We start from the raw sequence: 14,053 nt of genomic DNA on the forward strand, positions 1-14,053 counted from the left end.
AATAGCATAAATAGTCTCATTTTTGCAGAAAAATAGAAAAAACCACCAACTTTTTTGGTAGTTTTTCGTAAAAAATTCGTATTTCCTTCCAATTATTGAAGGACTTTTATCTCATCTTAAAAAGTTTATGCCCAGCGGCAACCGGAATCCAAGAGCAAGGACTGCCAGAAATGCAACCACAAAAAGAACAGCCATTCCAGTTACTTTCTTTCCTTTGCCCAGGCGAATCAATACCATTTCGATTAAACCAATGACAATGATTCCAAGAACCATCTTCCCATACAATTCTCCTCCGAGCGTGCCTTCCTTGGAGATAAGCATGCCCCCGCTAAGAAGAATCAATATGTATAAAACCCGAATAATCATATGTGTAATTTTAAAGCCTTTTTTATTGCCTTTCTTCCATAAAACAACTGCAATGATCATCAATATAATCGCTACTGCCCAAGTAGTGATATGAAAATCAGTAGGCATGGGAAATTCCCCCTCTTTTGTATATTATCCACTATATAATACCATAGAAAAAATTCCCATCCTATTAAAAAGCTCGACATAGTGATAAATAGTAGATAACTATTCTTCCACTCTATTAGTAAGCGTACCTATTCCTTCAACAGTGATGTCGATCATATCGCCAGGCTTCAAAAACTTCGGAGGTTTGAAGCCTTTACCCACACCAGCCGGGGTGCCTGTAGCTATGATATCGCCCGGCTCCAGCGTCATGCCTTTAGAAAGCACTTCAATGACTTCCGGAATGGAAAAGATAAACTGTTCCGTATTGCCATTCTGTCTCAATTCTCCATTTACTTTCGTCTGTACCTGCAATTTGATAGGATGCTCTACAGCTGTTTTATGGACAATGTAAGGGCCCATCGGGCAGCTCCCATCCAAGCTTTTCCCGATAAAAAATTGCTTATGGCGTTCTTGAAGGTCACGTGCAGTCACATCATTAATAATGGTGTAACCGAAGATATACTTTTCTGCATCTGCTTTTGATACAGCCTTCGCTTCTTTTCCGATTACAACAGCAAGCTCGCCTTCATAATCAAGCTGCTTAGTCAAACTGCTATGGGACGGGATACTAACCCTATTTCCAATGACAGTTGTCGGAGCTTTTGTAAACAGCATAATATGCTCCGGTATATCTGCTTCACTTCCCATCTCAATCGCATGGTCTCGATAATTTTTTCCCACGCAAAAGATATTTTTCTTTGGTCTTGGGATTGGAGCCAAAAATGTTACTTCTTCATGCAAACTAAATAAATGTGGTTTGCTCTGTGCATATTCCGCTGCCTCCTGAATAGCTGTTACCATCTCTTCCCCTGCTTCTATTAAGTCGGCCATATCTGTAGGGATGGCTATTCTATCCTTTCCCATCTCCTCTAAAGCCTGCGCGATATGCAGCAGCTTACCGGATGTAACGTCTTCCATTACAATCATTTCATTTCCGTCTTTCGTCACAGTTGCTAATTTCATTGTACTTCCTCCCTTTTAAATACAGGCCTCTTTCCATATGTCCCCCATCGCCACATATATTCGATAGGCCCTTGCCTGAAACGGAAAAGCCAAAAGCGGCTAAGAAATACTTGCAGAGCAAACAAGACAATTAGGATAAGAACGCCTGTCGAATAGGAAATGCGGCCGTACAGGCCGAATCCATATGAATAAAAAATAGTCGTACAGACGACCGATTGAAGCAAATAATTGCTCATTGACATCCTTCCTACATACGCAAAAGGATGAAGCAGGCGCCGCATATGGCGATTTTGCAAAAGCAATAGGATAGCAGTCAGATAGAAAAGTGAAAGCAGAGGCCCTCCAAAATAAGTCTGCAGAAACATGGCAGAATAACTGTTTGTCCAGAAATATGGCAGTGCCTTGCATACAAGTCCAGACATGAAGCCGACCGCCCCAAGCAATAAGAGCATCCCCCTGTTTTCTTCCACTCTGGCAATCCATCCTTTTTTGGCGCAACCTGCTCCAAGCAGCATAAGGGGCAAAATATTCAAGACGAGCAGCCAATAATTCCCCAAATCGTTTACAGTATTCCAGTCCTTCAGCCTTTGTTGAAAAATCTCCAGAAAGCTTCCATTTTGATAGTTCATTTCAGAAATTGCCGCTTCTTCAGAATTATACAACAATTCATCCGGGTGATTGGCTTCCAACCCGGTTAATTCTGCCAGACCGGTCCCTGCCAACAGAAGACCCCATACCACCAAATAAGCCAAGGTGCCTGTCATCAGCAATCCTCTTCCGCTTTTCCCGAGAAACAAAAGGAGAAATATGCCGCAGATCGCGTATGTAATAAGGATATCCCCATGCCAAATCAAAAAGGCATGGATGGTTCCAATAAAAAACAAGATTCCCAACCTTTTTAAAAAAAGCACATGAAAAGATATTTTCTTTTGGGCAATGCGTTCTGACATCAACATAGCTCCAAAACCAAATAGAAATGCAAATAAAGGGTAGAAACTCGACTGCGCAAACACCGTAACGGCCATCTGCACATAATGGTCAATTCCTGATCCCCAATATGTATCAGGATTCAAATATAAAGCAGGACTGAAAAAAAAAGGCATATTCACAAACAAAATGCCCAAAAGGGCCATCCCCCTCAGAATATCCAATGATATAATCCGGTCTTGCTCCCCGATGGCGCCTAAACGGTGTTCCATCTCCCATAAACCCCTTCTTTCCATAGCATTTTCTTTATTTCAACCAGGAGAGGATGAAATAATGGGACTTCTTTCATTATAAGCCCTAAAAGTGGCTATCTGTCAAAAATGACCTCTTTGACAAAAGCCACCTTTTTTATTGTTATAGCTCCACTAATTCACGAATTTGCCAGACTGCCCTTTTTCTTTCCAATAATCGTTCCGTAGCAAGACCTTTTGAATTTTTCCTGAAGCAGTCTTTGGCAGTTCTTCGACAAAGGTAACTCCCGTTATTGCCTTAAAATGGGCTAGAGATTCACGGGAAAAAGCAATCAACTCCGCTTCAGTGACCTTTGCCTCAGCATGGGCAACAATATAGGCATGCGGCGTTTCTCCCCATTTCTCATGCGGGACAGCAATAACGGCCGCTTCCAGCACAGCGGGATGGTTATATAAATTCCCTTCCACTTCAATGGAAGAGATATTCTCTCCGCCTGAAATAATAACATCTTTTTTCCGGTCCACAATATCAACATTGCCATAACGGTCAACTGTAGCCATATCGCCGGTATGCAGCCAGCCATCCTGAATCGCCGCCATGGTCGCTTCGTCATTCTTCCAATAGCCCTTCATCACTCCGTGGCTTCTCGTCAATACTTCACCGATTTCACAGCTATTCTGCTGGACTTCTTCTCCGTCTTCGTTCACTACCTTCACCCTACTTCCGCACATAGCCCGTCCCGCTTTGGCTTTCAATGCATGCTTCTCTTCCGCTGGCAGGCCGGAGAGCTCGGTCGGCAAAATAGAAGCTAAGCTTAATGGCGAAGATTCAGTCATTCCGTATACCTGGATAAACTCCCAACCAAGTTCATTCTCTACTTTGGCAATAAAAGCGGTAGGCGGAGCGGAACCGGCAATGACGATCCTCAATTTTTGATTTATAACCGGTTTTTCCCGATCGGCATATTGCAGGATTGAATTCAACACGGTTGGAGCCATATGCATGACTGTCACTTTATGCTTATCAATGAGGTTGAAAATAGCTTCCGGAGTCGGTTTCTTAAGGAGAATTTGTGTTGCGCCATTCAATGTATAATAAAAAGGGGCACCCCAACCATTTACATGGAACATTGGAAGAATATGAAGATATGTATCTCCATCGTGCACCTGCAAATGGTGCATCGTTGAAAAGGCATGGAGGTAATTATTCCGGTGAGTCAGCATGACGCCCTTCGGGTCACCGGTTGTACCGCTTGTATAAAGAAGCGAGCAAACATCGTCTTCAGAAATGGTTTCCCTTTTGAAAGCTTGCTTGGGATATGAATTGAGCCATGCTTCATATCCCACTTCCGCACAATCGGCATCATTATAATGCACAATAATATGCTTTACTGTTTCAAGCCTGTCTTTTATCGGTTCTATGAAGCCATATAAATCCTGGTCGACAAATAGCACTTTGGATTCGCTGTGGTTCAGGATAAATAAATAATCTTCCGGCTTAAGCCTCACATTAAGCGGCACCATTACTGCCCCCAACTGAAAAATGCCATAGAATCCTTCCAGCATTTCAACTGTATTTGGAGCAAGATACGCAACCATATCCCCTTTTCGAATGCCAAGGTCCTTCAGGCCATGGGATAGAGCATTGACTCTTTCATTCAATTGTCGATAAGTAAACACTCGCTCATCGCAGTAAATCGCTTCTTTATCCCCAAAGAGCGCCACTGCACGATCCAAAAAATCAGTCAAAACCAATGGTACATTCATATATCCCCCGCCCAACTATTTAAATTTTCTGAATAATTTTATTTTAGCATATCAACATCCTTTATCACAGAGCCTTTAAGCAAAACAAAAGCGGAAAGCTCCCGCGTATCCACGACAAGCTTAAGACGGGCTCTCTTTCCATAGGTCTGAATGTCGCAAATAAGGAAAGCCAGGCGCAGGCATGATATTTTTAAAAGACCAGTTAAGATTTCTTTATCCACTTTATTGCAAAGATAACATACGGATAATCGTATTTAAAACCCCATCTTCCTCATTAGAACCTGTAATAAAATTTGCTGCATCTTTTACTTCCTGAACAGCATTTCGGACAGCAAAGCTGTATTCACCACAAGCCATAAGCTCTATATCATTATATGTATCGCCAAAAACCATCGTTTCTTCAGGAGTAACCTTCAATAAACGTTGCAAGTGTTTAACGGTAGTCCCTTTATGGACATTCGCATTCGTTATATCAATCCACGAAACTTCCGAAGCAACCACATAAGCCGATTGAAAAAATGCAGATAATTTCTCTTTTGTTTCGATACATCTTCCCATCGGATCGTGGACCGTAATCTTTATAAAGTCCTCCTTCATTTCAGCGAAATCGGAGACTTTTTTTACTTTCGCATAAGATCTTCTTACAATCTGTTCTTCTTCATTTGACAGATGATCTTTAAAAACAGCGCCATCTCTTGTACAAGCAATAACGGTATGTTCCGAACTAATATCTTCAAGTAAGCGAATGATTTCTAATCCTAGCTTATTACTTACTAGTGATTCAAAAACAAATTGATTATTATGTTTGATTCGAGCGGCACTATCACCTAATATCCATAACTCATTTGCATCTTCACCGAATAATTCTTCTACACGTTCACATTGTTTTCCAGTAACAGGAGCGAAAACAACTCCTTTTTCTTTCATCATTTTTTTCGCAATCTGGTACAAATCTCTGTTAAAGTCTCCCCTATTATTCAAGAATGTTCCATCCATATCAGATAACACTAATTTAATCATTTTCTTTCCCCCTATTGATTGTCTATAGGCCTATCATAAAAAACGATGTTACATTCATTATAAAATAGCCAAAGGAATGAGGACAATATCAATGAAATAGAGCACAACGTAATATGTGTAAATATCTTACTAATAAAAAACCCACACAGCAGCTTGGCTATCGTGCGGGTTTCCATATACTCTTCATTCAATTACTTTTTCATGGCATAAACTGTTTTTTCATCTTTATGGATTAATTCCGCTACCAGGATATATCTTTGCGGTGCATCACCTATAAAGCTGAAAGGATAGCAAGTGGTCACAGTTAGGGTAGGTTTTGTTTTCGGAACGATCACTGTACGGTCATCGCTATCCACTATTCGGGTCTTTTTCACTTTGAATGTAAATGTTCCAGCAGTTGTAGTGGTAATCAGCTCATCCCCGACGCCCACTTCGCCCAATCGACGGAAAACGGTATCCCGATGGCCCGATAATACGGAATTATCCTTTTCTCCAGGGAATGCCGAGCCTGCAAAATGCCCGACACCTTTTGCTAATTCATCTTCATCCGTGCCGTGGATAATAGGCAGTGAGCGGTCAAGCTTGGGGATAAATAAAGATCCCATCACTTCTCCCTCTGCTGGTTTTTGAATATAAACGACCTTGCTGGCCCGTTTTTTATTCAGGGCAGAAACAGGCTTCTCTGCTGATTCTGCCACTTTTTCTTTTTCTATTGTTTTATTCCATTTGAAGATTGTATAACTGGCCAGGAGTTTATAGGCATTTGTTGTAGTGAAGTACAGCCCTGCCATTAACAAAAAGGCTGCACAGCATCCAATGACCCACTTTTTCCGATAACGAAACGCCTTTTTTTTCACTTATTTAGCAACCTTCACTTTACGTAATGCAAGAAATGAAATTGCCAGCAAACCTACACCTGCCAACAATCCGCCCATATAGTTGCCTGCTGTATTCGGAAGCTTTCCTCCCTTTACTGTCAAGGGCTTGTGTACAGCTGGCGTTTTTAACGCATGGTTGGCTGTTTGTTGAATGGCATCACCTGTTTCATGGATCAAATCAGAGCCGATCATATCTCCTGTTAAAATCATGTCCAAGAGTAGCTTTCCTTCGTTGTTATATATTTCAATCAGTAAACCTGCTCCCTTTGCATCCTCAAGTTTCATTAAACTCTCGAATGAAATCGGAGCCTTGTTGCCATTCTTCACTAAATAGAATTTAAAATCCAATTGAAGGATCTGCTTGAATTCATCCAAAACCGCCATCATTTGCGCCATTTGTGAAGGTGAAAGCTCGTCCACCGTTTCAAAATCTTCAAAGGCCATCATTTTTTCAGACAAAGCCATTAGCTTATCTTCCAATGCTGAATCTTCATTTTGGATTTTGTCCATATGCTCCGCCAGCTTCATTATTTCATCCTCAGTAATACCCAATTCTGAAAAAATGCCTTCCAGTTCGCCGAATAAATCCTCCATGTCTTCATACTCTGGATAAGAATCCATTACTATAATATCTTCAATGTCGGATATAAATAAAAACGATTCTTCTATTGACTTGCCTTCTTCCAACTCCCCATACTCGGCAAGCAATCCTTCGAGTTCTTCTCTCGTCATATCATAATCCTTCAGTAATTGATCGAGGGCTTCTGTTGTCACACGAGGCCCCAAAGTATCACGAAGATCTTCAATATCTTCAAAATCCTCCAATGTCAAATCAAAGGACAAGAGATAGTCATCCAATTGTTCTTTTGATAAGTTCACTTCAGCCAAATATGCATCTAAATCCTTAGTTTCAACAGCAGCCGAAGCAGTAAAACTCCCCCCAAAGAGTAACGTGACAGTTAAAAGTGCAGTAATTAAATATTTCAAATAGATCCCCCTACTTATAAAGTTTTTAAAATACTAAAGTAGTATACAGGCAAAAAAGGGATAAAAATAGGGTATTTCATCCTATTAAATTCTTATTCATGAGAAACTCCAAACATAAACATACAACTCTCACACCCAACAAACAAATCACATAGCATAGTAAGAAAAGCGGAGGAAACCGGTAAGCGGTGTACAAACTGGAACCTTTCTCCTCGAGATCAAGGAAACACCATGAACGAAGTGAATGGATGTTGACTGATCGTAGAGAGACAGGCGAAGTTTTCTAACCGCTGGTTTTACCTTTGACTATACTCGGCTTAAGACCTCGAGAGGCTGGCGTTTGCAGCTGGACCGAGAGAAAAGCGGAAGAAGCCGCTTAGCGGTGCTCAAATCTGAACAAATAAATGGGGCGGTGAGGTATAGCATGCCTGCCTTTGTAGGTGCGATTCAATTGATCAATATTGGAACAAGCGGCGTTTTCCATGTGGGCGATGTCTATAAAATCGCTCCCATTTCAACATCGAAGACCTATGCCGGTGCAGGCTCCTTCAACACCGGAGAAAGTATTTCTGTCTATAACAATGACAGCAGGCTATCGACAACAGACAATGAAAATATCGATCAGCCGATTCTTTTCAATGTTTAATATACGAAAACAAACAACAAGGAGGCACATCCATGAATTATTACATTACACAAAGCATCCAAATCAACAGTATCCGAATCTCCAGCATTTCCAACTCCTCCATTTTTCAGATCGGAAGTGCAGGCATCATTAAATCCCTCAGTACATTAGCGAATACCGGTGAATATACCGAAGAAGCCCCTCCTATCCCAAGCGATGTTACAGTCGTTAAGCAAATATAGGCCATCACCTATCCATTTCCGCTGCATATACTGTTAAATACACATACGTCTACCAACAGAGGTGATTGAGCATGAATGATTTTTACACCTATGCTGCTGAAATGAAAAAATACTTAGAGGCGCAGGCAAAAAAAGTACAGTCACTAGAGGATGAAATCAACCGAATCAAAGCAGAGCAAAAAAGAGCCACTAGCCAGGCTCCCATTCACATCGATAAAATTGAATATAAATTCGACCAATTAAAAATCGAAAAATTGGATGGTACCTTGAATATCGGCATTAACCCTTCCGATTTGCATGAAATTGAAGAAATGGCCGCCAATGGAAAACCATTTCCAGTCCCTTATCCCCCACAATACAGGGAAGAACTTTCTGACCAGATTGCTTCACATATAGCAGATTTCATCGAAAAGGAACTTCCTTCCCTCATATCAACAACAGAGCTGGAAATCGGCCGAAGCTTCCACGGGGAATATGATCAATTTATACAGCAGGATCTGCTAAAGCAATTGGACAGCCGCATTTCATATTATCTGAAGCAATTTCCTCCGAATGAACAAAACCGTAAAAATCCGGAGTACGCAGCTAAAATCATCGAGCAAATGAAAAGCGATATCGAGCAAGCCGTACGGGCTTTTTTGTTAAACATCCATGAAGGTACGAAAGGAATGAAATAAATGGATTACCACGTTACAAATGAAAACCTTTGTGTCGGCAAAGTCAAAGTGATCGGTGTAGCCAGTTCTTCGCTGCTTTTGATCGGGGATGCCCAAACCATTCAATTATCATCCGCATTTGACACGCCGCCTGAATCATTGATTATTGGCCCTCTGGTTCCATTGGCGCCGAAAGCGTAAAGAACGATGCTTAGCCGATCTACTTATGTAAGACAGATAGATTGCGTAAACATCGGGCTCAGTTCTGTTATGCAAATCGGCGATAGTCAGTACATTGACGCTTCTTCCCAGGCATTAGCCGTACAGCAAGGAAGCAAATATTACGACGATGACCCCGACCAGTTCGAAGACTATGATATCTTTCGCTATTTATCACCTGTTCCCGTTATCTATGAGCCTATTGAAATGTGTGTCATTAACAAAAAACCGCGCATATCGGTTGATTATCTTCAAGTCACTGCCATAGCTTCATGTTCAGTCGTCCATATCGGCAATGTGGACCACTCACGGTTGGCAACCCGGATTTTAAATATACGCAGAGTTCCATCCACAGGAAATCCTGCTGATTTGCAGGGATAGAAAGGAGGAGTTGAGCATGCCGGCAATTGTAGGCCCTATTCAAGTAGGCACCGTGACAGGCGGAAGCATACAATTCGGTGATGCTTTTGTCTATTCCCCTAAATCCTCAAGTAAATCTGCCGCAGGATCAGGTTCTGCCCTGACAGGTATCTTTATTATTTCAAATAATGGCATCAGCGCCACCAATGTATTGGATGCCAATGTCATCGACCAGCCAATCGCAGGCAATAACTGATATCGGGTTATCGTCTGCGCCTTTCTTTTGCCTTTTTCGTGCGCACCAGCCTGCCGGATGGCTGCTTCCTGATCCATTTGATAAAATTCCTTATTTTCTCATCCTCCCTTAATTCCTTGACCGTCGATAACCTGGCAGCTAGTTCCTCATTCGTATAAATAGCATGTATTTGTTTATGGCAAGCTATACATAGCAGTGCAGTCGGGAGGAAAGATTCGCCCAGTTCCTTAGGCGTCAAATGGTGCACAGTCAGCTCCGTTTCTTCACGCCCGCATAATTCACATTTTCCCTTATTCTCCTTTTTGGATGCCGCCATTTAATTTCACTCTCCTTTCACCCCTTCTTATCACGTAACTATTATGCCAAAAAAATGCACGCTTCATGAATGGATGGCTTTTTTCCTTTTATAGATCGCGTACAATGCCATCGCTGTTATTAAAAAACCGCCCCCGGCTATTAAACCCACGTTTCTTGCACTTACATAAGCCAGCACAATCCCCGTGCCGAACATGGATAGTCCCATCATCACATTGGAGACTGTACTTAACAGCCCAAATACTATCCCATGATACTCTGCTTTTGTTTCTTTCATAAGCAGTGTATCTATCGCCGCATTTCCGATACCTGAAGCAAAAGAGATAAAGAAATAAACAATCAATCCAAGCCAAGCAATCTCCATTCGGCTAAGCGCAATGATTAATATCCCTTCCAGCATAAGCATGCCCATCCCTATTTCTAGATAGTATCCACTAATCCTATTGGCCAAACTGAAACTGCTGATCAAACCGATGCCAAGCGCAGCATAAAAAAGCCCTACTCCTATATCTCCCATCCGAAAAACCTCAACAGCGTATACACTGATAAGAACATTATTGGCACCGTCAAAAATAGGGATTATACACTCAAGCATAAAAATGATAGAAAGAATTCCGGAAGCAGCAATCATCGTACGAATAATTGGAAAAGCAGCCACTTTTCCATTTTGTTTATGGTTTTCAACTCTATCCACTAAGTGCGATTCCTTTAGAAAAAACAAAATAACGGCAGCGGCAATAAAGGAAATGCCATTTATTACAAATGGCAACTCTTCTCCTAAGTAATGGGCAACTACTCCTCCGGAAAAGGAACCCGCAATTAACACGATGCCAGTAACAGATTGCTCCAAGCCATTGATTTGCATGATGTTTTTTTCTTGGACAATGGAAGGGAGCAAGGATTTTCTCGCCGGTGCATAGATGGCTTCCCCCGCCCCTAATACGAATGAACTGACATAGACAATCCACAAGTCGCTTTCCGAATGAACAAATAAAAAGGATAAAGCAAATCCTATTCGAATGATATCCGTTCCGATCATCACTTTTTTCTTTGAAAAACGCCTTGTTATATATCCTCCCAACGGGCCAAACAGTAAAAACGGAATAACCCTTATAGCCAGCGCAGTTCCCACTGCAAACCCCGAACCTGTCATGCGGAGAAGCAGGCCAAGCATGGCCACTTGGCTGAACCGGTCCCCTAAGCCATTAATTACACCTGCCAAAAACAATTGACGGTATTGTTTTTCTTCCCGGAATAAACACCATGCTTTCATCATCTTCCCATCTCCTCTTTGCACCTTCTAATTAGATATATATCTAATTAGAGGGTGCAAAATAATCCGCCTTTACACTTGCCAAAGCTCAGGCGGATTTAATTCGTATCTGTTTTTCTCTCTGAACATAAACTGATGCATGACCAACTCTCTTCTCAACAATGCATAATCGTCATTGTATGCTTTAAGATAAGCATTTATTTCAGATTCTTCATAGACCTTCCCCATCTCCAAACCACTTGCAATCCGTTCAAGTATAATCAATTTCTTTTTCCGTTGGACTGGCATTTTCTCCAAACGTCCATCATGGCTAAAGAAATGGGTAAGTACCTTGTATTTCTCTGCATCATCGGTATGCCAATCGATTTTTTCTTCCTTTGAGATAAGCTTCACAATGGCAATAGCACTGCTTTCAAGCACCTTTTGGTTAAGTGAGAAATAAATCGTATTGCCGTCCCGCTTTTCTTTGATCAAACCGATTTCCCGCAGCTTTGAGATATGGTGGGTGATGGTAGGCGGCTTAAGCCCTAATCTTCCTGCGATGGCCTGGCCATGCATTGGATGCTGGTTCAATAATGACAAAATTCTTATCCGGGTAGGATCGCCGATGGTTTTATGAAAATGGACCAATCTATCTAATTGCAAAAAAATCCCTCCTCTAACTAATTAGATGATAATCTAATTAGTTAGATAAATCAATTACTTTCAAAAAATCTCCCCGCCCTATGGGAACAACAAAAAAGTAAACGCCCATAATGGGCATTTACTTTTCAACTTCAGCTTCTATTTTTTGAAACGGAAAGGGACAGTTGTTACAATCACATTTTTCCGATAAAGCAAATACGTACGTATCAATAATCCGGATTGATTATGGAGCGTATTTTGCCAATTCTTTTTCGGAATAAATTGCGGAATAAGGACTGTCACCGTATTATTGTTTGCTTTCGTTTCCTTAATGACAACATCGATATACTTCGTCAACGGCTGTATGATACTCCGGTATTCAGATTCTAGCACCACAAGAGGGATATCCGGCTGCCATTGTTTCCATTTATCAGTGAATTTCTTTTCTTGTTCCTTCTCGATTGATACATAAACCGCCCTAATTTCACAATTGAACGCTTTCGCATAACAGATGGAATGCTCAACTGCACGAGTAATCCCAGCAACCGGGATAATCATAACATTTCCGTTAACCGGTTTTTCGGATGTTTCCGTTGATATCCGCAATTGCTCCCCGACAGCCAGATAATGTCTCTTTATCCGGTGGAAACCCATAACGATCAAAGGCAAAAAGATCAATACTGGCCACACATGGCTGAACTTCGTAATGAAGAAAATCATCATGACAGAGAAACTGATGGCTGCTCCGACAAAGTTGATGGATAGTTTGGCGATCCATCCTTTCGGTTTTTCCCTGATCCATTTCACGAGCATCCCGGTTTGGGACAATGTAAAAGGAATGAATACCCCGACCGCATATAAAGGAATTAACGATTCAGTCTGGCCTTTGAAAATGATAATCAACAAAATGGAAGCCAAGCCTAGGGCAATGATTCCATTTGAATAGCCCAGGCGGTCCCCTCTGATCGTAAACATACGGGCGATATATTTATCTTTTGCCAAGTTTACTGCCAGCAATGGAAAGGCAGAATAGCCAGTGTTGGCTGCAAGCACCAGAATAAGAGCTGTCGTTGCCTGAACGAAATAATACAAAACATTCCGTCCGAAAACATCGGCAGCCAATTGGGACACAACCGTTTCCTCCGTCTTCGGCGTAATGCCATAATAATACGCAAGGAACACAATCCCAATTAACAGGACAGCCAGCAAGCCTCCCATCGCCATTAACGTCTTTGCAGCATTTTTCGGAGCCGGTTCCTTAAAATTCGGGATGGCATTCGAAATGGCTTCTACCCCGGTTAAAGCAGAGCAGCCCGACGCGAACGCCCGTAGCAGAATAAACAGCGAAATCCCTGCCACAGGCGTTCCGATTGAAGGATGGATATCAGCCGGGATATGTCCTGTCAACACGTTAAAAACGCCAACCCCAATCAATATAAATAAGGCAAAGACAAACAAATAAACAGGATACGCAAGTATGGACGCCGATTCCGTAATGCCGCGCAAGTTCAATATAGTAATAAAGACGACCAAAGCGCAGGCAATGGCAACCTTATGCTCATGCAAACCCGGAAAGGCGGATGTAATAGCATCTGTACCGGCGGAAATACTAACAGCAACTGTTAAGATATAATCGACAAGTAAAGAACCCCCGGCAATTAATCCAGGATTTTCCCCAAGATTTTCCCGTGATACGACATAAGCCCCTCCCCCATGCGGATAGGCAAAGATAATCTGTCTATATGACAAAATTAGGGCGACCAGCAGGATCAACACTCCCACTGCAATAGGCAGCGAGTACCAAAGGGCTAGCGACCCTACAGATATCAATACAATTAATACCTGCTCTGGCCCGTAAGCTACAGATGATAGCGCATCTGAAGAAAGGATGGCAAGAGCTTTCGTTTTATTCAGCTTTTGGTCGTGCAACTCAGCCGACGTCAGCGGACGCCCTAATAGAAAACGTTTAATCATTGAATACATATGAACACCACCCATACAAATTACATACATGTCCTTAGCATAAAATATTACCGGTACCAAACTTGCGGGCTATTAAAAAACACCGGCATTGGGATTTGCCAGCGCGTATCAGATACGATACTGCATTGCCTCTATTAACATCTGCTGATTACCCTTTTATACGTAAAATCTTCAATGCTAAAATAGCCGTACCG

17 protein-coding genes are annotated in these 14,053 nt (G+C 41.8%); 6 read left to right on the plus strand and 11 right to left on the minus strand.

Annotation, left to right across the window (positions count from 1 at the left end):
* Positions 1–111: 111 nt before the first annotated feature.
* The 7 genes from ABC357_RS14425 to ABC357_RS14455 form a co-directional block, all read right to left on the minus strand.
* Positions 112–474 (minus strand): DUF1516 family protein, encoded by a 363-nt coding sequence (locus ABC357_RS14425; protein ID WP_412888189.1) that lies wholly within the window; start codon positions 472–474, stop codon positions 112–114.
* A 99-nt stretch (positions 475–573) separates the two neighbouring features.
* Positions 574–1,476 (minus strand): fumarylacetoacetate hydrolase family protein, encoded by a 903-nt coding sequence (locus ABC357_RS14430; RefSeq protein WP_412888190.1) that lies wholly within the window; start codon positions 1,474–1,476, stop codon positions 574–576.
* Positions 1,473–2,675 carry a DUF418 domain-containing protein gene (locus ABC357_RS14435; protein WP_412888191.1) on the minus strand — a complete coding sequence of 401 codons (1,203 nt, stop codon included), beginning with the start codon at positions 2,673–2,675 and terminating at the stop codon, positions 1,473–1,475. The genes ABC357_RS14430 and ABC357_RS14435 overlap by 4 nt, the downstream gene beginning before the upstream one ends.
* Positions 2,676–2,828: 153 nt before the next feature.
* Positions 2,829–4,421, minus strand: a complete 1,593-nt coding sequence (locus tag ABC357_RS14440) for a long-chain-fatty-acid--CoA ligase (protein ID WP_412888192.1) — start codon at positions 4,419–4,421, stop codon at positions 2,829–2,831.
* Between the two features lie 222 nt (positions 4,422–4,643).
* Positions 4,644–5,441, minus strand: coding sequence for an HAD family hydrolase (locus tag ABC357_RS14445; RefSeq protein WP_412888193.1), 798 nt, complete (start codon positions 5,439–5,441; stop codon positions 4,644–4,646).
* A 191-nt stretch (positions 5,442–5,632) separates the two neighbouring features.
* Complete coding sequence (locus tag ABC357_RS14450; RefSeq protein WP_412888666.1) at positions 5,633–6,238, minus strand: class D sortase; 606 nt, start codon at positions 6,236–6,238, stop codon at positions 5,633–5,635.
* Positions 6,239–6,298: 60 nt separating this feature from the next.
* Positions 6,299–7,306 (minus strand): processed acidic surface protein, encoded by a 1,008-nt coding sequence (locus tag ABC357_RS14455; RefSeq protein WP_412888194.1) that lies wholly within the window; start codon positions 7,304–7,306, stop codon positions 6,299–6,301.
* A gap of 424 nt (positions 7,307–7,730) precedes the next feature.
* On the opposite strand from ABC357_RS14455, the gene ABC357_RS14460 reads away from it, so the two are divergent.
* The 6 genes from ABC357_RS14460 (at position 7,731) to ABC357_RS14485 (ending at position 9,664) form a co-directional block, all read left to right on the plus strand.
* Positions 7,731–7,952 carry a spore germination protein gene (locus tag ABC357_RS14460; RefSeq protein WP_412888667.1) on the plus strand — a complete coding sequence of 74 codons (222 nt, stop codon included), beginning with the start codon at positions 7,731–7,733 and terminating at the stop codon, positions 7,950–7,952.
* Between the two features lie 32 nt (positions 7,953–7,984).
* Positions 7,985–8,173 (plus strand): spore germination protein GerPB, encoded by a 189-nt coding sequence (locus ABC357_RS14465; protein ID WP_412888195.1) that lies wholly within the window; start codon positions 7,985–7,987, stop codon positions 8,171–8,173.
* A 71-nt stretch (positions 8,174–8,244) separates the two neighbouring features.
* The gene (gene gerPC / locus ABC357_RS14470) at positions 8,245–8,850 is read left to right on the plus strand and encodes a spore germination protein GerPC (RefSeq protein ID WP_412888196.1); all 606 of its coding nucleotides are present in this window, start codon (positions 8,245–8,247) and stop codon (positions 8,848–8,850) included.
* Positions 8,851–9,030: a spore gernimation protein GerPD gene (locus ABC357_RS14475; protein WP_412888197.1), complete on the plus strand. Its 180-nt coding sequence runs from the start codon at positions 8,851–8,853 to the stop codon at positions 9,028–9,030.
* A gap of 6 nt (positions 9,031–9,036) precedes the next feature.
* Positions 9,037–9,429 (plus strand): spore germination protein GerPE, encoded by a 393-nt coding sequence (locus tag ABC357_RS14480; RefSeq protein ID WP_412888198.1) that lies wholly within the window; start codon positions 9,037–9,039, stop codon positions 9,427–9,429.
* A gap of 16 nt (positions 9,430–9,445) precedes the next feature.
* Positions 9,446–9,664 (plus strand): spore germination protein, encoded by a 219-nt coding sequence (locus tag ABC357_RS14485; protein WP_412888199.1) that lies wholly within the window; start codon positions 9,446–9,448, stop codon positions 9,662–9,664.
* Between the two features lie 7 nt (positions 9,665–9,671).
* Here the strand turns inward: ABC357_RS14485 and ABC357_RS14490 are convergent, their stop codons facing one another.
* The 4 genes from ABC357_RS14490 to ABC357_RS14505 all read right to left on the minus strand — a co-directional run bounded on the left by ABC357_RS14490 (position 9,672) and on the right by ABC357_RS14505 (position 13,859).
* Complete coding sequence (locus ABC357_RS14490) at positions 9,672–9,980, minus strand: HNH endonuclease (RefSeq protein WP_412888200.1); 309 nt, start codon at positions 9,978–9,980, stop codon at positions 9,672–9,674.
* Between the two features lie 63 nt (positions 9,981–10,043).
* Positions 10,044–11,276 (minus strand): MFS transporter, encoded by a 1,233-nt coding sequence (locus ABC357_RS14495; RefSeq protein WP_412888201.1) that lies wholly within the window; start codon positions 11,274–11,276, stop codon positions 10,044–10,046.
* Between the two features lie 48 nt (positions 11,277–11,324).
* Complete coding sequence (locus ABC357_RS14500) at positions 11,325–11,897, minus strand: DUF2087 domain-containing protein (protein ID WP_412888202.1); 573 nt, start codon at positions 11,895–11,897, stop codon at positions 11,325–11,327.
* A 138-nt stretch (positions 11,898–12,035) separates the two neighbouring features.
* On the minus strand, positions 12,036–13,859 hold the full coding sequence (locus tag ABC357_RS14505; RefSeq protein WP_412888203.1) for an APC family permease: 1,824 nt from the start codon (positions 13,857–13,859) through the stop codon (positions 12,036–12,038).
* Between the last annotated feature and the right edge of the window lie 194 nt (positions 13,860–14,053).

Origin of the sequence: Bacillus kalamii, assembly GCF_047238185.1 — a bacterium.
Taxonomy (GTDB): Bacteria; Bacillota; Bacilli; order Bacillales; family DSM-1321; genus Bacillus_AD.